The organism is Nocardia sp. NPDC050406 (assembly GCF_044459025.1).
Lineage (GTDB): Bacteria > Actinomycetota > Actinomycetes > Mycobacteriales > Mycobacteriaceae > Nocardia.
Genome location: NZ_JBITIM010000002.1, coordinates 2,100,381 through 2,119,706 on the forward strand (window position 1 = coordinate 2,100,381; position 19,326 = coordinate 2,119,706).

Genomic DNA, 19,326 nt, shown 5'->3' on the forward strand with positions numbered 1-19,326 from the left:
GCGGCCGGTCGGGGCCGCGCATCGCCCATCACCCCTGCTGCGCCATCCATTCGTTGACGCGGCGGTCGGCCTCTTCGCGGGAGACGTTCTCGACGCGGGTCATGACCACCCAGCGGTGGCCGAACGGGTCCATGACGCGGCCGAAACGGTCGCCGTTGACGAAGGTTTCGGGGTCCTCGGCCAGGCGCGCACCGTGTTCGCGGGCGAGCTTGACGACCGCGTCCACATCGGGGCAGTAGTGCACGACGCTGGTGTGCACCCAGTCGTCGGCCGGGGCGCGCACCCCGTGCTCCGGCATGGGGACGCCGAGCTGGAAGGTGGAGTCGCCGATCTTCATCTCGGCGTGCGCGGGCTGTCCGTCGGGCAGATCGTTGCGGCTGATGAGCTCCGCTCCGAACACCGCGGAGTAGAAGTCGATGGCCTTGTTGCCGTCCGGGACGGCCAGGAAGCAGGTGATCGAATGGTAGCCCTCGGCAATGGGATTCACTGTCTCGCTCATGGCTCCCACTCTCGCCGAACCGCCGGTGGACGGTCTTGTAAGAAAGCGACAGCCCCACGGTGAGCACCGAACGCGAAGGCGTCGACTTCACCCCGCACCAGGTCCCGCCCGAGGTCGCGAAGGGCATCCTGCGTCCCCGCGAACAACTGCGGACCTTCACCCATACCCGCCTGTCGGCGGGTCCCGGGGTGAACCGCTACGTCGAGTGGTTCTGGGCGGTGCGCTGGGACCGCCGCGGCCTACCCGTCTACCGCTCCGAGATCCTGTCCTATCCGTCGGTCAACATCACCTTCGAGCGCGAGCCCGGCCGCTTCGGCGGCTACGTCACCGGCGTCTGCACCACCAAGTACATTCGCGAACTACGCGGCGAGGGTGAGACATTCGGCGTCAAGTTCCGCGCGGGCGGTTTCGGGGCGTTCACCGGCCTGGATGTCGGCGCGATCCGCGACACCTGCGTCGAACTCACCGACGTGCTGCCCGAGGCCGTCGGCCTACACGAGCGGGTGCTCGCCGCCGACACCCTCGAGGGCCGCCGCGCCATCGTCGAGGACTTCCTCGCCGAGGTCGCCCACCGCCGCGCCGTCACCGACGACACCGCCTACCTCCAGGTGCTGCGCATCGTCGCCGCCATGGAAGAGGATCGCGACCTCACCCGGGTCGACCAGGTCACCGAGCGCTTCGATATTCCGGTCCGCACCCTGCAACGCCTGTTCCGCCGCTACGTCGGAGCCAGCCCCAAGTGGGTGCTGCGCCGCTACCGCCTCCAGGACGGCGCGCATCTGCTCGCCGAGGGCCGCACCACCGACCTCGCGACGCTCGCCCTCGAACTCGGCTATTTCGATCAGGCGCACTTCTCCAAGGAGTTCGCCAGCGAGATCGGTATGCCTCCGCTGGAATACGCCCGTTCCTCACTAGCCTCCCAGGAATAACCGCACCACCGGGCTAGTTGGTTGCCATGTCACCCAAATGGGTGTGGGCACACCAACCCGACAGAGGAGCTGGCAATGGATGTTGTGGTGTTGATCGGACGAATCCTGTTCGTGGTGCTTTTCCTGAGCTCGGGCATCGGGCATCTCACCCAGGCCGACGGTATGGCCGGATACGCCCAGTCCAAGGGCGTGCCCATGCCGAAGCTCGCGGTGCAGGTCTCCGGCGTCGTCCTCGTGCTCGGCGCCCTGATGGTGCTGTTCGGCGTCTGGGCCGACCTGGGTGCGCTGCTGCTGGTCGTCTTCCTGCTGCCGACCGCCTTCCTCATGCACGCCTTCTGGAAGGAGGCCGACGCCATGGCCAAGCAGAACGAGATGATCCAGTTCAACAAGGATGTTTCCCTCGCCGGTGCGGCACTGGCTTTGTTCGCCTTCTTCGCGCACACCGCCGAGCTCGGATTGACCGTTACCGGGCCGCTTTTCAGTCTCGGCTGAGCGCATGGGCGCGTTAGTATTGCGCCGCAATACCGCGTTCTACAGGGAGAGAAAAACATGGATCTCATCGGCTGGCTGCTGGGCATTTTCTGGGCCGATCACCGCCCGTGGCCCTGATCGGGGAACCGATTTCCGGCCCGTCCGAAGGGGAACTCCCACAGCGGACGGGCCGGTCTCGTTTCCGCCGCCACCAGGGCTTGTGACGAATATCCTACGGGCGCAACAAGGTTCGAATTGCCGAGCGCGCACGGCCGCCGATCGCGCTCGCGCAGGTAGTCAAGGCTGTCGCGGTCGCCTCCCAAAAAATGTGCGCCGATGCTATGACGGCGCACAAGTGTGATGTGTTGCGATATCGATTAATTCCGTCTGTTCTGCCGCTATTGTCAGGCGAAGTTGCCGTGACGCAGTGTCGCGGTTCATGGCACCCGACTCACTGTTGGAGGAGAGAATGACCGCCTACCGGAGCATTGTCGTCGGTACCGATGGCTCGAACTCGTCGTACGTCGCTGTCGAGCGGGCCGCGGCACTGGCCGGTGACGAGGGCGCGACGCTGTACATCGCCTGCGCCTACTATCCGACCGACGACCGTGAGGTGGCAGCCGCCGCGGATGTGCTCAAGGACGAGGCCTACCAGGTGCGCGGTTCCGCGCCCACCAGCGAGATCCTGCGTATCGCCCGCGAGAAGGCCATTGCCGCCGGGGCCGCGAACGTCGTCGAGAAGTCCGTCGTCGGCGAGCCGGTCGAGTCGCTGCTGACCCTGGTCAAGGAGGTCGAGGCCGATCTGCTCGTGGTCGGCAACCGCGGCCTCAACACCATCACCGGCCGCCTGCTGGGCTCGGTCCCCTCGGATGTTGCCCGCAAGTCCCGCAGCGATGTGCTGATCGTGCACACCGTGCGCTGAGTACCCGACCTGACAAGCGGCCGCGCCCATCCCGGGCGCGGCCGTTTCGCGTCAGCTCAGCCGGTGCAGGACACCGGGTAGCTCGCCCGTGTGCACCACCGCGAGCCGCTGCGTGGCGCGGGTGAGCGCCACGTACAGGTCGTTCATACCGCGCGGCGATTCGTCCAGAATGGCCTGCGGCTCGACCAGGACGACCGCGTCGAATTCCAGGCCCTTCACATCGTGCACGGTCAATACCCGCGCCGAATCCCCGCCGAGCTCGCCCAACTCGGCGAGCAGTTCGTGCGGCACGATGACGGCGGTGGTGCCGGGGCGTTCGGCCTCGGCCGCGAGCAGGCTCTTCACCTCGCTCGACAGCTCGTCCGCGCCGACCTTGGTCGCGGTCGGCGCGAAACCGGACTCGCGCACCGAGCGCGGCACCGAGGAGCCCGGGTCGATCTCGGCCAGGACGTCGGCGGCGATGTCCATGATCTCGGCGGGGGTGCGGTAGTTCACGGTGAGCTCGGTGAGCTTCCACCGTTGCGCCACATACGGTTCGAGCACCTTCTGCCACGACGACGCGCCCGCCGGGTCGCCGGTCTGCGCCACATCGCCGACCGCGGTGATCCACCGATTCGGAATGCGCCGCATGACCATTCGCCAGGCCATCTCCGAAAGTTCCTGCGCCTCATCGACAATGACGTGCCCGTAGGTCCAGGTGCGGTCCCCGGCTGCGCGTTCGGCGGTGGTCTGCCGGGTGCCCACGCGCTGGCGTTCGGCGAGCTGGCTGGCGTCGATGAGGTCGTAGGCCATGAGGATCTCGGGATCGAGTTCGTCCTCGAGATCCTGTGGCGCGGAACCGGTGAGGATATCGAGCGCGTCCTGCGCCTCGGCCAACTGCGCCCGGTAGCGACGGCGGGCCCGCTCGCGCTCCTCGGTGTCGTCCACCCCGAGCAGTTCGGCCAGCTCGTCGAGGAGCGGCGCGTCGGCGGGGCTGAATTCCCCGCTGTCGCTGCGCCGCAGCTGCGCGCGATCCTCCTCGGAGAGGTGTCCGGCGGCGTGGGCGAGCCGTCGCGGATCGGCCCACAGACCGCCCAGCACCTCCTGCGGGGTGAGGATCGGCCACAGCTGCGCGATCACCCGCTGAATCTCCGGATCGGCGCGCATCTCGTCGCGAATCTCGGTGAGATCGGTCTGCGACAAGAGGTTTCGCCCACCGAGCGGATTGGCGCCGATGAGCTGCGCCAGCTGATCGGTGAGCTGATCCACCACCGACGCCGCGAATATCGGCCGCGCCAGATTGTGCGCGCGCCGCGACGACCGGGCCCGCCCGCGCGCCTTGGTGACGGTCTTGCGGTCGAGCACCAGATCGTGCCCGTCGAAGTGCAACCGCACCGGTTCCTTGGGCACCTCCTGCCAGTCCCGCACGGCCTTCTTCAACACCTCGAGCATGTCCAGGGAGCCCTTGAGCTCGCCCGCGCGCAGCGAATCCTCCAGCGTCGCTTCGACTCCCGGATACAGGTTGCCGATGGTCGAGAGCAGTACGCCGGTCTCACCGAGCGACGGGAGCACCTGTCCGATGTAGTCGAGGAAGGTCGAGTTGGGGCCGATGATGAGCACGCCCGCCTTGTCCAGCTGCTGGCGGTAGGTGTAGAGCAGATACGCGGCGCGGTGCAGCGCCACCGCGGTCTTACCGGTGCCCGGTCCGCCCTGGACCACCAGCACGCTCTTGTGCTCGGAGCGAATGATCGCGTCCTGCTCGCCCTGAATGGTCTCGACGATGTCGTTCATATGCCCGGTGCGCGCGGCATTGAGCGCGGAGAGCAGCGCGCTCTCGGTGCCGACACCGCCGTCGACGTCCACGGCCCCGGCGCTGCGTGCCGCCTCCAGATCCAGGTATTCGTCGGTGACCGCGGTGACCTTGCGGTTGCGCGAGCGAATATGCCGTCGCCGCGTCACCCCGTCGGGCGCGGCGGTGGTGGCCAGATAGAAGGGCCGGGCCAGCGGCGCGCGCCAATCCAGCAGCAGCGTCTCGTAATCGGACTCCTCGTCGAGAATGCCGATACGCCCGATGTAGCGGTGCTCGGTGTCGCCGTTCTCGGCGAGATCGATGCGCCCGAAGCACAGACCGTGTTCGGCCGCATCGTATTTGGCGAGATCCTCGTTGTAGAGCTGGGTGAACGATTCGCGCTCACTGCGCGCCTGCGGCGTACCGCCGGTCTCCAACAGCACGGTGCGCAACCGGCGCTGCGCGTACTGCCGCATCCCGTCGAGCCGCTCGTACAGCAGCGTCAGATGCTGCTGTTCACGCGCCACATCCGCGCTGGCGGAACCGGTCGCGGGCACAGGACGCTCCTCGGTGAGGTCGGGCAAAACGGGACTCCTTGTCACCGCGCGGAAAAACGCGCAACGTTCGAGAACAGAGCAGTCGAGTCTAGTTCGACTTCGCCGAACGCGCCGTATCCCCAGGTGATCCGCCGGTCGTGACCTCGGCCACGGGCGAAAAGTGTTCGACCACCGGAAACGGTTCGTAGAAGTGGTGCAGCAATCGCTTCCACTGCTGATACTCGGCCGAACCGCGAAAGCCCTCGGTGTGGTCCTCGAGGCGCTCCCAGGCGACGAGCAGCAGATAGGTGTCGGGTCGCTCCACGCAGCGGGTCAGCGACAGCGACCGGAAGCCGGGCATTCCGGCGATGATCGGTTGGGCCGCGGCGAAGGCGGCCTCGAATTCGGCGGATCGGCCGGGACGCACCGGCAGCAGGGCGTGCTCGAGAATCAAGGGGTTCTTTCAGGAGGCGTGGGTGTTGTTGGGCCGTCGGGAGAGTGTGTTGTTCTCCCGGTGGCCCGGCGGCTTCGCGCGGTACATGGCCACGTCGGCGTCGTGCAGGACGGCCTCGGGGGTGCGGCTGTCGCCCGGATGCAGCGGGGTGACGCCGATGGAGGCGTCGACCTGGATGCGGTGGCCGCGCGCGATGATGGGTTCGGCCATGGTCTGGCGCAGGCGCGTCACCAGGGCGTCGAGGTCCTCGCCGAGGGTGCGTCCGGACAGCAGCACCAGGAATTCGTCACCGCCGATGCGCCCCACGATGTCGTCGGTGCGCAGGCCGCGTTGCAGGCGCTGCGCCACGATCTGTAGGACGGTGTCGCCGATGGCGTGGCCGAGGGTGTCGTTGATGGTTTTGAAACCGTCGAGGTCGATGAAGAGCACGGTGGAGACCGGCAGATCCTCGCTGGTGCCCAGCGCGGCGGCCAAACGCGACAGCACCAATGCCCGATTGGCCAGGCCGGTCAGCGGGTCGTGGGTGGCCTGGTACTCCAATTGCCTTCGGCTGGCCCGGAATTCGGTGATGTCGTTGAACGACGACACCGCCGAGGACTGCGGGTCGCCGGGATTGAGCAGTCGCGAGGAGCCCGACAGCCACCGCCGCTGCCCGTCGGGGCGATCCACCCCGAACACGTATCCGACGACCGTCTCCCCGGTGGCCAGGGTGCGGGCCACCGGATGCCGGGTCGGCGGCAGCGGTAGCGCGTTGGCGTCGAGCAGGGTCAGCGGCAGCGCGTAGATCGGCGTGCCGACCAGATCCTCCCCGGCGTGCCCGAATATGCGCAGCGCGGCGGGATTGATGGATTCGATGCGCCCCAGCCGGTCGATCACCACCACGCCTTCTTCCAACTGCGAGACCACGGTGGTGAAGTGCTGTTCTGCCAGGCGCTGCGCGGCCTCGGCGGCGCGCTGCGCGCTCAGGTCGTGAATGACCACCTGATAGGCCATGCGGTTGTGCCAGGCGGTGAGCACCGAGACGGTCTCCACATCCACGGTGCTGCCGTCGCGGCGAATGAGCGTCATCTCCGCGCTCTCGGAGGCGTCGCCGGATTCGGTGAGCCGCCGAATGCGCTCCAACATGCCGGGAACGGATTTCGGATCGACGAAGCGGGTCACCGGCTGTCCGACGACCTCGTCGGTGGAGGTGGCTCCCAGCAGTCGCACCATGGCCGGATTGGCGTAGACCAGGATGCCGCGCTCGTGCACGACCACCCCGTCCGGACTGTGTTCGACCAGGGTTCGGTAGCGCTGGGCCAGCTGTTCGGCATCGGTCGGGCCGTTTGCCCGATCGTTACCCACTTCCACCTCGAGTACCCCCTGATCGTCGTGGACTACGTCCGTGGAGCACGGGACCATTGTGGTGTCGGCAGCTGGCGGGCAACACCGCCGACGTTATTGAATCAATCACAATCCCCTACGGCATCGGGACATGATTGGTGATCATTACAGGCACCGGCTCTGGAAGGAGCGATGCTATGACCAGCAGCACCCCAGGATCCACGCGGCACCAAGATCATATGACCATAGCCGGAATCGGTGCGGTCACCGGTTACGGCTGGGGCCGCGAGAGCCTCTGGGAAGGTTTGCTGAGCGGTAAGCCCGCCGCCCGGCTTTATCCAGGGTACGGGCCGAATCGCGATCGGCAGGGCTGGGTGGCGCGTGTCCCCGACGGCGGTGATCCGGATCTCGGCCCGAGCCGCTTCGGACGCGCCGTTCAGGAGGCGGCGCGCGAGGCGGTGGCCGACGCGCGCGCCCGCGGCTGGCGGCCCGGGCGCACCGTCGGACTGGTGCACGCCATCGTGCTCGGCGACGTGTACCAGTGGCGCGACTTCTATGTCGTCGACGGCGGCCGCCGCCGCAATCGCGACTACCTGCGCCTGCTGCCCTCCACCCCGAACTCGGTTCTCATGCAGGAGTTCGGTTTCCACGGCCCGGCCATGAACGTGACCGCCGCGTGCAGCTCCAGCAATGTCGCGCTGATCACCGCCAAGATGTGGCTGGACAGCGGTTTCGCCGACGATGTGGTGGTGGTCGCGACCGATCTGTCGGCCACGCCGGACATGGTGGAGCCGTTCGTGGCCGTGGGCGCGGCGGTCAACGACGTGGAGCCGCTGCAGGCCTGCCGTCCGTTCCAGGAGGGCAGTCGCGGCTTCGGCTTCGGTGAGGCGTCGGTCGGGTTCGTCGTGAGCCGCGAGGTCGAGCGGCCCTACGCGGCCGTCCTGGGCGGGGCCATGTCCAACGACGCGTATCACGTGCTGTCCGTGGACCCTTCGCACGAGCAGATCTTCGACTGTGTGCGCCGGGCGCTGGACAACGCGGGGGTGCGGCCGGAGCAGGTCGACTACTTCAATACCCACGGGTCCGGCACCAAACAGTGCGACGACGCCGAAACCGCGCTGCTGGAAAAGCTTTTCGACCAGCGGCCGTGGGTGACGGCACTGAAACCCCTTGCCGGACACTGCCAGGCGGCCTCGGCCGGTGTCGAGGTGGCCGCGGCGGCCATCGGCTACGAGCGCGGCGTGGTGGCGGCCTCGCCCATCGTGGCGGCGGCGCATCCGCGACTGCTGGACGGGCCGCAGCCGATGAACGGCGCCATCACGCTCAAGACGGCGCTCGGTATGGGCGGGAACAATTCCGCCCTGCTGCTCGGGCCGGTCGACTGAGTCGAACATGTCAGTGCAGCGGCACCGACCAGTGCAGTTTGGTTCCGGTGTCGGGATCCCGGCACGGGTAGACGGCCAATCGGCCGCCGGACTCCTCGGCCCGGTGCGCCAGATTGGTGAGTCCGCTCGGGGTGATGTTGTCCGGTATCCCGCGGCCGTTGTCGGCGACCACGATGGTGAGATCGTCGGCGACCCCGATATCGATGGTGATGGTGTCGCCGCCGGAGTGTCGCACCGCATTGCTCACCGCCTCGCGCACAACGGCTTCCGCGTGATCGGCCAGGGCGGGCTCCACCACCGACAGCGGTCCGGTGATGTGCATCATGGCGCGAATCGGGGTGTCGGCCGTCTGCTGTTTCACCGCGCGCTCGATGCGCTGGCGTAGTCGGGTGCTGTGCCCGTTGCCGCCGTGCAGGTCGAAGATCGACGTGCGAATCTCCTCCACCACATCCTGGAGATCGTTGATGGCGTCCGAAAGTCGTTGCCGCACTTCGGCCACCTGCGCCCTGGGCACGGTGCCCTGCAGCGACAGGCCGATGGCGAACAGTCGCTGGATGACGTGGTCGTGCAGATCGCGGGCGATGCGGTCGCGGTCGGTGAGAATGTCGAGCTCGCGCATGCGCCGCTGCGCCACCGCCAATTGCATGGCCAGCGCGGCCTGATCGGTGAAGGCCGCGATGAGCTCCACCAATTCGTCGGTGTAGGGCGCGGATTCGGCCGCGCGCAGCGTGATCAACACTCCCAGTGTGGAATCCGGCGTGTGCAACGGCAGTACCAGCGCGGGTCCGACATCGGTGACCGGGGTGCCGAGGTCGACGTGGCGGGCGTCGTCGAAGCGCAGGGGAGTGCGGGTGCTGAGCACCTCGCCGATGGCCGTGCCGAGGGTGCGCACGGTCGGGCTGCCCAGCGCGCCGCCGGGCCCGGACCATTGCGCCACAACGAGTTCGGTGTCCTCCTCCGGCACCGCCTCCGGATCGGTGACGATGGCCAGCACCGCGCGATCGGAGACGGTCAGCTCCCGCGCGTGCTCCACCACCTGCGCCAGCACCTGCCCGGGTTCGGTTCCGGCCAGGAACTCGGTGGCGATATCGCGGGTGGCCTCGATCCACGCCTGTCGGGTGCGCGCGGATTCGTAGAGCCGGGCGTTGTCCACGGCGATACCGGCCGCGGCGGCCAGGGCCTGCAACAGCACCTCGTCGTCCTCGTTGAACGCGTGGCCGTTGGCCTTCTCGGTGAGATAGAGGTTGCCGAATACCTCCCCGCGAATGCGCACCGGCACCCCGAGGAAGGTGCGCATGGGCGGATGGTGCGCCGGGAAGCCGACCGAGGCCGGATGGTGCGCCAGATTCTCCAGGCGAATGGGTTCGGGTTGGCTCAGCAGCAGGCCCAGCACCCCGTGGCCCTCGGGCAGATCGCCGATGAGCACGCGGGTGCGCTCATCGATGCCGCGATAGACGAATTGGGTGAGTTGATGATCGTGCCCGCGCACGCCGAGCGCGCCGTAGCGGGCGTCCACCAGACTGGTAGCCGCGTGCACGATGGTGCGCAGGGTGTCGTCGAGATCGAGTCCCGCGGTGACCGCGAGCATGGCCTCGACCAGTCCGTCGATGCGGTCGCGGGCATCGATGATCTGCTCGACCCGATCCTTCACCTCGGCGAGAAGTTCCCGTAATCGCAACTGCGACAGGGTATCTCGGACCGAGTAGGGAGTGGATCGGGCGGTGTCCGGCATGAGCAGTCCTACGGTCGCGAGCGCGCGTTATGGCGGAGCTTACGCGCGCTCGCGGGCGGGCTCGGGCGATCGCCACGGTTTTGCAGGAGATTTTTACCGAAATATGACCGAGAGGGGACTTTGGACCCTTACCGACCGTCTGGCCGCGTGTTGCCATTGAGGAGGGTTGCCGGGTCGAGATCACGAAGAAGGCGGGGTCGGCGATGGGCGAGTTCGAGGTGTGGTCGAGTGGAATCGATCCGGATTTCGTGGTGGCCACCCGTGGACCCGCTCCCGCCACCGAGGTGACCAGGGTGGTGCGCGGTCTGGACCGGATCCTGCGCAGGCATGGCGTCGAGGGCGCGGTGCGGGCGCGGTTGGAGTGGTCGGAATCGGACGAGGCGCCCACCCTGGTGCAGATAGCGGTACGCCCGGTAGGTCGGGTGTTCCGCGTTCAGGTCGCGGGTCCGGGAAGGTTCGCGGTGACCTTCGCGCTCGAACGACTCGATCTGCGACTCGGCTGCGCGCCGGAGGAGGCCTCGCGACCATGGCCCGATCCGGCGCGCCCCACCCTCGCCCTGGTGAGCGAGCCGCGCCCGATCGTGCGCCGCAAGGACCGTCGGCTCCAGATGCTCTCGGCCGCGGCGGCCGCGCGGGTGCTCGACGCCATGGACTACGACGCGCACCTGTTCACCGACGCGGAGACCCGCGCCGACGCGGTGGTGTGCTGGACCGGGCCGCTCGGCGTGCGGACCCTGCACCAGCACCGCGACGCCGTGCCCACGCTCACCGATGAGGAAGCGGCAGCCCGTTTGTGCCTGGGCGGGCTGCCGTACCTCTTCTTCACCGACCCCGACACCCAGCGCGGACGGCTGCTCTACCGCCGCTTCGACGGGGACCTCGGCCTGGTCGCGCCCGAGGGGCCTACCCTGGAGGAACCCCTGCGGGAGCGCATTGCCGCGCCACGGGTTGCCTCCTGTGTGCGGCGGTCGCTGCCGAGCGCGGTCGGAGTCCCCGGAACCTAGTGTGACCAGCGTTCCAGGCGCGCCAACGAAACTTGTCGGTGGGCGCGCCTAGCATGGCGTCGGGGGTAAGTCTGGATGCCGAAACGTTGGAAGGATGGCCGGTGGCGGATCGCCTGACGGTGCGTGGAGCGCGGGAACACAATCTCAAAGGGGTCGATCTCGACCTACCCCGCGACAGCCTCATCGTATTCACCGGCTTGTCCGGTTCCGGCAAGTCGTCGCTGGCGTTCGACACCATCTTCGCCGAGGGACAGCGGCGGTACGTGGAATCGCTGTCGGCGTACGCGCGCCAGTTCCTCGGTCAGATGGACAAGCCGGATGTGGACTTCATCGAGGGTCTGTCCCCGGCGGTCTCCATCGACCAGAAGTCGACCAACCGCAATCCGCGCTCCACGGTCGGCACCATCACCGAGGTCTACGACTACCTGCGCCTGCTCTACGCCCGCGCGGGCACCCCGCACTGCCCGGTCTGCGGGGAGCACATTCAGAAGCAGACGCCGCAGCAGATCGTGGACCAGGTGCTCGCCATGGACGAGGGCACCAAGTTCCAGGTGCTCGCACCGGTGGTGCGCACCCGCAAGGGCGAGTTCGTGGATTTGTTCGAATCGCTGAATTCCCAAGGCTATTCGCGTGTTCGCGTCGATGGCGTGGTGTACCCGCTCACCGATCCGCCCAAGCTGAAGAAGCAAGAGAAGCACGATGTCGAGGTGGTGGTCGACCGCCTCGCCGTGAAGCCCAGCTCCAAACAGCGGCTCACCGATTCCATCGAGACCGCGCTGCGGTTGGCCGATGGCATCGTGGTGCTCGACTTCGTGGATCGCGACGAGCACGCGCACGATCGTGAGCGCCGGTTCTCCGAGCGGCTCGCCTGCCCGAACGGCCACCCCCTCGATATCGAGGACCTCGAACCGAGGTCGTTCTCCTTCAACTCGCCCTACGGCGCGTGCCCGGACTGCACCGGCCTCGGAATCCGCAAGGAGGTGGACCCGGATCTGGTGGTGCCCGATCCGGAGCTGAGCCTCAACGAGGGCGCCATCGCGCCGTGGTCGCGCGGGCAGACCGCCGAATACTTCACCCGCCTGCTGTCGGGTCTGGCCTCGGCGCTCGGTTTCTCCATGGACACCGCCTGGCAGGATCTGCCGCTCAAGGCGCGCAAGGCCGTGCTGGAGGGCAGTTCCGAGCAGGTACACGTCTCCTATACGAATCGGTACGGCCGAAAGCGTTCGTACTACGCCGATTTCGAAGGTGTCATGCCGTTCCTGCAGCGGCGGATGGAGAACACCGAATCCGAGCAGATGAAGGAGCACTACGACGGGTACATGCGCGACGTGCCGTGCCCCGTCTGTGACGGCGCTCGACTGCGGCCGGAGATTCTCGCGGTCACGCTGAACTCCTCGGCGGGCCGCAAATCCATTGCCGAGCTGTCGGATCTGTCCATCGGTGACGCGGCGCGGTTCCTCAATTCGCTGCGCCTCGACGAGCGGCAGGCGGCCATCGCGGCGCAGGTGCTCAAGGAGATTCAGGCGCGGCTGGGCTTCCTGCTCGATGTCGGTCTGGAGTATCTGACGCTGTCGCGCGCGGCGGCCACCCTCTCCGGCGGTGAGGCACAGCGTATTCGGCTGGCCACACAGATCGGTTCCGGGCTCGTCGGCGTGCTGTACGTGCTCGACGAACCCTCCATCGGCCTGCATCAGCGCGACAACCGCCGCCTCATCGAAACCCTCACGCGGCTGCGGAATCTCGGCAATACGTTGATCGTGGTCGAGCACGACGAGGACACCATCCACTCCTCGGACTGGGTGGTCGACATCGGTCCGCTCGCCGGTGAGCACGGCGGCAAGGTGGTGTACTCCGGCCCGTATCCGGGTCTGCTGGAGGATCCGAATTCGCTGACGGGCGCGTACCTTTCGGGCCGTGAGCGCATCGAGGTGCCGATGGTGCGGCGGCCCGTCGACAAGAAGAAGCAGCTGACCGTCGTCGGCGCCACCGAGCACAATCTGCGCGGCATCGACGTGAGTTTCCCGTTGGGCGTGCTGACCTCGGTCACCGGCGTCTCCGGTTCCGGTAAGTCCACGCTGGTCAACGACATTCTCGCCACCGTGCTGGCCAACAAGCTCAATGGCGCGCGGCAGGTGCCCGGCCGTCACCAGCGCGTGAACGGACTCGACCACCTGGACAAGCTGGTGCAGGTGGACCAGTCGCCGATCGGCCGCACCCCGCGCTCCAATCCGGCGACCTACACCGGTGTCTTCGACAAGATCCGCACCCTGTTCGCCGCCACCACCGAGGCCAAGGTGCGTGGCTACCAGCCGGGCCGGTTCTCCTTCAATGTGAAGGGCGGGCGCTGCGAGGCGTGCTCGGGCGACGGCACGTTGAAGATCGAGATGAACTTCCTGCCGGACGTGTACGTCCCGTGCGAGGTCTGCCACGGTGCGCGCTACAACCGCGAAACCCTCGAGGTGCACTACAAGGGCAAGACCATCGCCGAGGTCCTCGATATGCCCATCGACGAGGCCGCCGAGTTCTTCGAACCGGTGACCTCCATCCACCGCTACCTCAAAACCCTCGTCGATGTCGGCCTCGGCTATGTCCGGCTCGGCCAGTCCGCGCCGACGCTGTCGGGTGGTGAGGCGCAGCGCGTGAAGCTCTCCGCCGAACTCCAGAAGCGCTCCACCGGCCGCACCGTCTACATCCTCGACGAGCCGACCACCGGTCTGCACTTCGAGGACATCCGCAAACTGCTCGGTGTCATCAACGGCCTCGTCGACAAGGGCAATACCGTCATCGTCATCGAGCACAACCTGGACGTCATCAAGACCTCCGACTGGGTCATCGACATGGGCCCCGAAGGCGGCTCCGGCGGCGGCATGGTCATCGCCCAGGGCACCCCCGAAGACGTTGCCGCCGTAGCGGAGAGCTACACCGGCCAATTCCTCCGCGAGGCCCTGGACGCCCCACCCCCCACCGCCCCGAAACGCGGCACCCCCGCGACCAACGGCGCGGCCACCAAGAAGTCCACCGCGAAATCGTCGACGGCCAAGGCGAAGTCGACCACGGAGGACGCCCCGGCAGCCAAAAAGTCCACCGCCAAAAAGGCACCGGCGAAATCCACCACCGCCAAGGCGACTCCGGAACAGCAGGCCGCCGCCAAGAAGGCCGCCGCCGCCCGCCGCAAGGCCGCCGCCCTACGCTGACCCCGATACGGCCGGTGACGCTTATTCGCGTCACCGGCCGTGGGTTGTCCCGCTCTGGAGGGCCCGTGCGACCGGCATACCTCTCGGCGTCGCCTTAGGTGCCGGGTCGTTCTGAGGTTGTCCTTCGAATTGGGTCCGTCATGCCTGGTCGACTTGGGGTTCGAAGACCTCGTCGAGACTGTTGGCGGTAAGCACTCGCGTGGACCACAGTCGCAGCTGTGAGGTGTCCGCAGAGTGGAGGGTGTCGGTGATCTCGGTGGGCAGCGGTCCGAACTTCGTTGTCAGCTGTTCGAGCAGGGTCGAGGCGCGGCCCTGTGCTTCGCCTTCCGCGCGCCCTCGGGCCTCACCACGCGCTTCGCCTTCAGCGCGGAGTCGTTCGGCTGTCGTCAAGATGACCTCCTTGGCTTGCGGACCGAGCCGGTCGAGGACACGTTCGAGATCGGTTTCGTTGGTTTCGCCGACAGTAAGAATGTACGTCACCAGGCACTCCAGGTCACGGGTGCCGCCGGGGGCGGCGAGTAGGGCTTGTAGGTCGTCCAACAGGGAGAGCAGGGCCGTATCAAGATGGTTGTTACCTGGGGCGACTTTCAGAAGTATCAGCATCAATCGCGTGGCGGGGGCCAGGGCTCGAGCGCGCAGGGTCGGGATGTCGTGGCTGGTCAGATCGTCCAGCAGGAATTGAAATCTGGGGAGGTGCTTGCCGAGTGCCTCTCGGGTGGCCGGGTCGATGTCGATCAGTTCTGCGAGTTCGGTGGGCGCGTTCCAGCCGCGGCCGTGCGGGCTGGCGTGTATGACCACAGGGACCACAGCGGGGAGGACGGTGGTGTCGGGGTGCTCGCGTACGTACCGGCTCCAGATGCCCGCCAGGTATTCGAGCATGCGCATCGGCATGAGTGGGTCGGGGCGGCTCTGGTGTTCGATCAGTAGGTAGATGTAGGCGTCGTGGCCGTCGATGCGGGCGCGGAAGAGTAGGTCGCTGTAGCGGGAGCGGAGTTGCGGGGAGAAGAAGCTGCACGACTGTGGGGCGAGGGTACTCCAATCCACCCGGGTGGCAACGGCTTTCGGTAGGACGGCGCGCAGCTCACCGGTGACTTCGGCGGGGCGGGACAGCACTTGGCGGAAGTAGGCGTCGTGCGGGTTCGATGGCGAGGGGGCCATGGATGGGCAACGTACCCGCAGAAAGGTTGTGACACGCAGGAATTCGTTGTTCCGGCTGCCACGACACGGGCGGCAGCCGGAACAGTGTGGGTAGGTTTGGATCCCTCGATGTAGCGATGTCGTGCGTTCAGACCATGGCGGCGGGGATGGCGGCGACCAAGCCGCCGTCGATGACGAGGTCTTGGCCGTTGATGTAGGAGGCTTCGTCGGAGGCCAGGTAGGCGACTGCTGTGGCGACCTCGTCGGGGGTGCCGGTGCGTCCGGCGGCTACTGCCGTGACGACGTTGGAGGCCGCTTCGGGGGTGACGTTGGCGTGGTACATGGGGGTTTCGATGTAGCCGGGGCTTACGGAGTTGACGCGGATTCCCTTGGGGGCCAGGTCGGCTGCGAGGGTGCGGGACAGGTTGTGGACGGCGGCCTTGGTGGCGGCGTAGAGCGCTCCGCCGGGCATGCCGCGGTGCAGGGTCCAGGAAGCGTTGATGACGATGGCCGCGCCGGGGGAGAGCAGCGGCAGGGCGCGTTGGATCGTGAAGAACACTCCCTTGAAGTTGATGTCCACCACGCGATCGAATTCGGCTTCGGTGATCTCCTCGGCGGGCTGGAACGAGGCGACACCGGCATTGGCGAAGACCACGTCGAGGCGGCCGTAGCGGGTGCGGATCGTCTCCACCAGGGCGTCGATATCGCCGAGGTCGGCGACGTCGCCGGGGACCGCGAGCAGGCGGTCGTCGAATTCGCCCGCCGCGCCGCGCAGTTCGGCGACGGCGGCGTCCAGGCGCGACTTGTCCCGGCCGGTGATGACCACGTGTGCGCCCTCGGTGAGCAGTCGTCGCGCGGTGGCCAGGCCCATACCGCTGCCGCCGCCGGTGACGAGGGCGATCTTGTTCTCGAATCGGAAGTTGCTGTGCGTCATGGAAACGAGTCTCGCGACGCGGCGCGGTCGCAAACAGTGCGCGCGCAACCTGGGTTTGTCAGCACCAGGCTGGGTGCCCGCGCCGCCAGGAGTAGCGGTGCGCTCAGTAGTGTTGTCACCGATATGGTCAGCGAATCCACGGCAGTGAAAGAGCAGCGGCGGGCACAGTTGCGCGACTTTCTGCGCACCCGACGGGCCCGCATCACCCCCGGTGACGTCGGCCTGATCACATCGGGACGGCGTCGCACCCCGGGGCTGCGCCGCGAAGAGGTGGCGCAGCTCGCCGGAGTCGGAGTGTCCTGGTACACCTGGCTCGAACAGGGTCGCGATATCAATGTCTCCGGCGAGGTCCTCGACGCCGTCAGCCGGGCCCTGCGGTTGACCGAGCCCGAACGCGCGCACCTGCATGTGCTGGCCGGGCTGCTGCCGCCCCGCGCACACGGCCCCGCCGCCGCGACGGTCGGCCCGGAATTGCGCCGACTCCTCGACTCGTGGACCCCGCGCCCGGCGATCCTGCGCGACCGGTACTGGAATATCTTGGGTATCAACGACGGAACCCGCGCGGTGTTCGGCTACGACGACGCCGACCACAATTGCCTGGTCACCTTCTTCACCAATTCCCGCTACCGCGATCTGCACACCGCCTGGACGGCGATCGCCCCCGATGTGGTGGCTGCCTACCGCGCCGACGCCGCCCACGCCCCCGGCGATCCGGGTTTCCACCGCGTGATCGACGAACTCGCCACCGCCAGTACCGAATTCGCCGAACTGTGGGCCCGCCACGATGTCGCCGCCCCCATGCAGTCGATCAAGGCCGTCCAACATCCACAGGTCGGCGAACTGACCTTCGACAAGACCACGCTGTCGGTCATCGACCACCCGGACTGGTATCTGGAGTTCTACAACCCTCGCCCAGCTACCGGCACCGAGCAGCGCCTGGCCACTCTGATGCGCGAAACCACCCTGTCTTCCGTCTGAACGACAGCGAAAACAGCTGCGCCCCAGGGGGATACCCTGGGGCGCAACGCGAGGGCTTCGCCTACTCCGCGGCCACCGCCGCCGGAGTCGACACCTCCACCACTCGACCGAAGTCCAGCTTCACCAGCTGATCGGCGAGATCGAAGTACCGGTCGTCGTGGGTGATGACGATGACCGTCTTGCCGCGCTCCTTGAGCTTGGCCAGGATCTCGCGGTAGAACACATCGCGGAACTTCGGCTCCTGATCAGCGGCCCACTCGTCGAACAGGTAGATCGCGCGGTCCTCGAGCAGAGCGGTCAACAGCGCCAACCGCTTTCGCTGACCCTGGGACAGGTCGATGGTGGACAGCCGCCCGTTCTCGACCGTCACCTTGTGCGCGATGCGCAGCTCCTCGAGGTAGTGGCGCACCTCGTCGTCGATGCCGGGGCGATCGAAGCCGAGATAGTCCTCGAACAGGTGGAAGTCGGTGAAGATGGCCGAGGAGTTCTGCCGGAACCACTCGATGTTCTCGTGGTTGATCTGCTCACCGTTGAGTTCCAGGAACCCCGTGCGCGGCACGTAGAGTCCCGTGATCAGTTTGGCGAGAGTCGATTTGCCACTGCCGTTACCACCCACGATGAAGGTGATCTGTCCCGGCTCGAAGACCAGGTCCACCGGGCCGAGGCTGAAACCGGAACCGTTGTCACCCTCGGGCGCGGGCGGCGGCATGTCGTCGAGGGGCATCGGCCGACCGTCGCCGCCGTGGGTGATTCGCTTGTTGCCGTTGACATCCGGCCGCAGGCCACCCCGATGCGCACCCGGCCCGCCGCCCAGCGGACCCGGCCCACCGGCGTGCGGACCGCCACCGGGCGGCGGACCACCCGGCGGGGGACCGGCGGGACGCTCACCGGGCGCACCCATGCGCGGGGCTCCCGGACGACCCGGCACCGGGCCGCCGCCCGGAATCGCGGGATGCCCACCGGGAGAAGCCTTTCCGCCCGGAGGCGGCGGCCCGTCCGCGCCCGGCGTCGGGAACAGCGGCGGCCGCTCGGCCACATAGCTGTAGCCCACGTTCACCAGCTCGAGCCGCGCCTCGGTGACGGGCGGACGGTCCGTGAACGGCAGATTCTCCTCGTTGTGCATGGTCTCCATGGACAGGTTCATGGAGCGGATCTTGGCCAGCGCCACATCACCGCGCAGCAGATCCGGAATCCGGTGCATGAAGTTCTGCATGGGCATGGACAGGAAGGTCGTCACCAGCACGTACCCGACCATGACATCCTGCGGCAGCTTCAGCGCCGAGGCCAGCACGAACAGGATCAGCGCCATGGTGCCGAGCTGCAAGGTCTGCCCGAGCCCCTGTGCGAGCGTGAATTTCGCGCCCGCGTCGACATTCTGGTCCCGCAGTGACCCCGCGGTGCCGAGCAGGTGCCGGTCCATGAAGTCCTTGCGCCGACCGCGGTGCAGCTTCAGCTCCTTGATACCCAGGGTCACCGCCTGGAAGGAGCGCAGCAGCGCGTCCTCGTTCTCGCGGGCCTCGCGGTAGATGGTGCGCACCCGCTTGAGGAAGGTCTCCACCGACGCGATACCGAGCAGCGTGCCCGCCACCGTCACCGCGAAGATCGGACCCGACACGATGAACAGGAAGATGAAGCAGCCGACAATGGTCGCGATATCGATGCAGATGCTCGGGATCGCGGTGACCGCCTGCGACAGTGAGCGCACATCCTCGGTGAGCGTCGCCATCAGGCGGTGCATGCCGAGGCGTTCCAGGTGCTCCAGCGGAGCGGCGACAATGCCGCCGCTCAGCTGCGCACGCAGTCGGTAGATGGCCTCTTGGGCGAGGCGGATCAGCAGCACCTGCGACAGCACGCCACTGACCAGAATGACCAGTCCGGTGGCCACGAAGGCCTGGACGGTGACTCCCGGATGCGGTTCCGGTGACACGACCCCCCGGATCAATGTCACCAGGTACGTATTGGCCGCGCCGCAGACGAGTCCGGCGGCGATGACGGCCGCGATCCGCATCCACGAGATCGAGATGAGGAATCTGATGAGTTGCATGGTGTTGCTGCGCTCT

General features: G+C 67.3%; 15 protein-coding genes. 7 read left to right on the forward strand and 8 right to left on the reverse strand.

Annotated elements, in window-relative coordinates; genetic code table 11:
• Positions 1 to 28 precede the first annotated feature (28 nt).
• Positions 29 to 499: a VOC family protein gene (locus ACIBH2_RS23000; RefSeq protein WP_397120512.1), complete on the reverse strand. Its 471-nt coding sequence runs from the start codon at positions 497 to 499 to the stop codon at positions 29 to 31.
• Between the two features lie 59 nt (positions 500 to 558).
• On the opposite strand from ACIBH2_RS23000, the gene ACIBH2_RS23005 reads away from it, so the two are divergent.
• From ACIBH2_RS23005 to ACIBH2_RS23015, 3 genes are all read left to right on the forward strand, one after another.
• On the forward strand, positions 559 to 1,428 hold the full coding sequence (locus tag ACIBH2_RS23005; protein ID WP_397120514.1) for a helix-turn-helix domain-containing protein: 870 nt from the start codon (positions 559 to 561) through the stop codon (positions 1,426 to 1,428).
• A gap of 75 nt (positions 1,429 to 1,503) precedes the next feature.
• Positions 1,504 to 1,920, forward strand: a complete 417-nt coding sequence (locus tag ACIBH2_RS23010) for a DoxX family protein (RefSeq protein ID WP_397120516.1) — start codon at positions 1,504 to 1,506, stop codon at positions 1,918 to 1,920.
• 448 nt (positions 1,921 to 2,368) lie between these two features.
• Positions 2,369 to 2,821, forward strand: a complete 453-nt coding sequence (locus tag ACIBH2_RS23015) for a universal stress protein (RefSeq protein WP_397121001.1) — start codon at positions 2,369 to 2,371, stop codon at positions 2,819 to 2,821.
• A 51-nt stretch (positions 2,822 to 2,872) separates the two neighbouring features.
• On the opposite strand, the gene ACIBH2_RS23020 is transcribed toward ACIBH2_RS23015, so the two are convergent.
• From ACIBH2_RS23020 to ACIBH2_RS23030, 3 genes are all read right to left on the reverse strand, one after another.
• The gene (locus tag ACIBH2_RS23020; RefSeq protein WP_397120518.1) at positions 2,873 to 5,146 is read right to left on the reverse strand and encodes a HelD family protein; all 2,274 of its coding nucleotides are present in this window, start codon (positions 5,144 to 5,146) and stop codon (positions 2,873 to 2,875) included.
• Between the two features lie 88 nt (positions 5,147 to 5,234).
• Positions 5,235 to 5,579 (reverse strand): antibiotic biosynthesis monooxygenase family protein, encoded by a 345-nt coding sequence (locus ACIBH2_RS23025; protein WP_397120520.1) that lies wholly within the window; start codon positions 5,577 to 5,579, stop codon positions 5,235 to 5,237.
• 9 nt (positions 5,580 to 5,588) lie between these two features.
• Positions 5,589 to 6,923, reverse strand: a complete 1,335-nt coding sequence (locus ACIBH2_RS23030) for a diguanylate cyclase domain-containing protein (protein WP_397120522.1) — start codon at positions 6,921 to 6,923, stop codon at positions 5,589 to 5,591.
• Positions 6,924 to 7,141: 218 nt separating this feature from the next.
• Between ACIBH2_RS23030 and ACIBH2_RS23035 the strand changes: the two genes are divergently transcribed.
• Positions 7,142 to 8,287 carry a beta-ketoacyl synthase N-terminal-like domain-containing protein gene (locus tag ACIBH2_RS23035; RefSeq protein ID WP_397120524.1) on the forward strand — a complete coding sequence of 382 codons (1,146 nt, stop codon included), beginning with the start codon at positions 7,142 to 7,144 and terminating at the stop codon, positions 8,285 to 8,287.
• 10 nt (positions 8,288 to 8,297) lie between these two features.
• Here the strand turns inward: ACIBH2_RS23035 and ACIBH2_RS23040 are convergent, their stop codons facing one another.
• Positions 8,298 to 10,019, reverse strand: coding sequence for a GAF domain-containing protein (locus ACIBH2_RS23040; protein ID WP_397120526.1), 1,722 nt, complete (start codon positions 10,017 to 10,019; stop codon positions 8,298 to 8,300).
• A gap of 203 nt (positions 10,020 to 10,222) precedes the next feature.
• Here ACIBH2_RS23040 and ACIBH2_RS23045 point away from each other — a divergent pair, with 203 nt between their 5' ends.
• Both ACIBH2_RS23045 and uvrA read left to right on the forward strand, forming a co-directional pair.
• Entirely contained in the window at positions 10,223 to 11,023 is an 801-nt protein-coding gene (locus tag ACIBH2_RS23045) for a sigma 54 modulation/S30EA ribosomal C-terminal domain-containing protein (protein ID WP_397120529.1), read from the forward strand.
• A gap of 101 nt (positions 11,024 to 11,124) precedes the next feature.
• Entirely contained in the window at positions 11,125 to 14,217 is a 3,093-nt protein-coding gene (gene uvrA / locus ACIBH2_RS23050; protein ID WP_397120531.1) for an excinuclease ABC subunit UvrA, read from the forward strand.
• 138 nt (positions 14,218 to 14,355) lie between these two features.
• Here uvrA and ACIBH2_RS23055 read toward each other — a convergent pair whose 3' ends face one another.
• Both ACIBH2_RS23055 and ACIBH2_RS23060 read right to left on the reverse strand, forming a co-directional pair.
• Positions 14,356 to 15,375 carry an Rpn family recombination-promoting nuclease/putative transposase gene (locus tag ACIBH2_RS23055; RefSeq protein WP_397120533.1) on the reverse strand — a complete coding sequence of 340 codons (1,020 nt, stop codon included), beginning with the start codon at positions 15,373 to 15,375 and terminating at the stop codon, positions 14,356 to 14,358.
• Positions 15,376 to 15,502: 127 nt separating this feature from the next.
• On the reverse strand, positions 15,503 to 16,288 hold the full coding sequence (locus ACIBH2_RS23060; protein ID WP_397120536.1) for an SDR family NAD(P)-dependent oxidoreductase: 786 nt from the start codon (positions 16,286 to 16,288) through the stop codon (positions 15,503 to 15,505).
• A 123-nt stretch (positions 16,289 to 16,411) separates the two neighbouring features.
• Between ACIBH2_RS23060 and ACIBH2_RS23065 the strand changes: the two genes are divergently transcribed.
• Positions 16,412 to 17,266, forward strand: a complete 855-nt coding sequence (locus ACIBH2_RS23065) for a helix-turn-helix transcriptional regulator (protein WP_397120539.1) — start codon at positions 16,412 to 16,414, stop codon at positions 17,264 to 17,266.
• A gap of 61 nt (positions 17,267 to 17,327) precedes the next feature.
• Here ACIBH2_RS23065 and ACIBH2_RS23070 read toward each other — a convergent pair whose 3' ends face one another.
• Complete coding sequence (locus ACIBH2_RS23070; protein WP_397120541.1) at positions 17,328 to 19,310, reverse strand: ATP-binding cassette domain-containing protein; 1,983 nt, start codon at positions 19,308 to 19,310, stop codon at positions 17,328 to 17,330.
• Positions 19,311 to 19,326: the final 16 nt, after the last annotated feature.

What these genes read in the sequence shown, in the direction of transcription:
- ACIBH2_RS23010 (WP_397120516.1), top strand. Translation starts at nt 1,504, where the DNA reads ATGGATGTTGTGGTGTTGATCGGACGAATCCTGTTCGTGGTGCTTTTC.
- ACIBH2_RS23045 (WP_397120529.1), top strand. Translation starts at nt 10,223, where the DNA reads ATGGGCGAGTTCGAGGTGTGGTCGAGTGGAATCGATCCGGATTTCGTG.
- ACIBH2_RS23040 (WP_397120526.1), bottom strand. Translation starts at nt 10,019, where the DNA reads ATGCCGGACACCGCCCGATCCACTCCCTACTCGGTCCGAGATACCCTG.
- ACIBH2_RS23000 (WP_397120512.1), bottom strand. Translation starts at nt 499, where the DNA reads ATGAGCGAGACAGTGAATCCCATTGCCGAGGGCTACCATTCGATCACC.
- ACIBH2_RS23060 (WP_397120536.1), bottom strand. Translation starts at nt 16,288, where the DNA reads ATGACGCACAGCAACTTCCGATTCGAGAACAAGATCGCCCTCGTCACC.
- ACIBH2_RS23015 (WP_397121001.1), top strand. Translation starts at nt 2,369, where the DNA reads ATGACCGCCTACCGGAGCATTGTCGTCGGTACCGATGGCTCGAACTCG.
- ACIBH2_RS23070 (WP_397120541.1), bottom strand. Translation starts at nt 19,310, where the DNA reads ATGCAACTCATCAGATTCCTCATCTCGATCTCGTGGATGCGGATCGCG.
- ACIBH2_RS23065 (WP_397120539.1), top strand. Translation starts at nt 16,412, where the DNA reads ATGGTCAGCGAATCCACGGCAGTGAAAGAGCAGCGGCGGGCACAGTTG.
- ACIBH2_RS23055 (WP_397120533.1), bottom strand. Translation starts at nt 15,375, where the DNA reads ATGGCCCCCTCGCCATCGAACCCGCACGACGCCTACTTCCGCCAAGTG.
- ACIBH2_RS23035 (WP_397120524.1), top strand. Translation starts at nt 7,142, where the DNA reads ATGACCATAGCCGGAATCGGTGCGGTCACCGGTTACGGCTGGGGCCGC.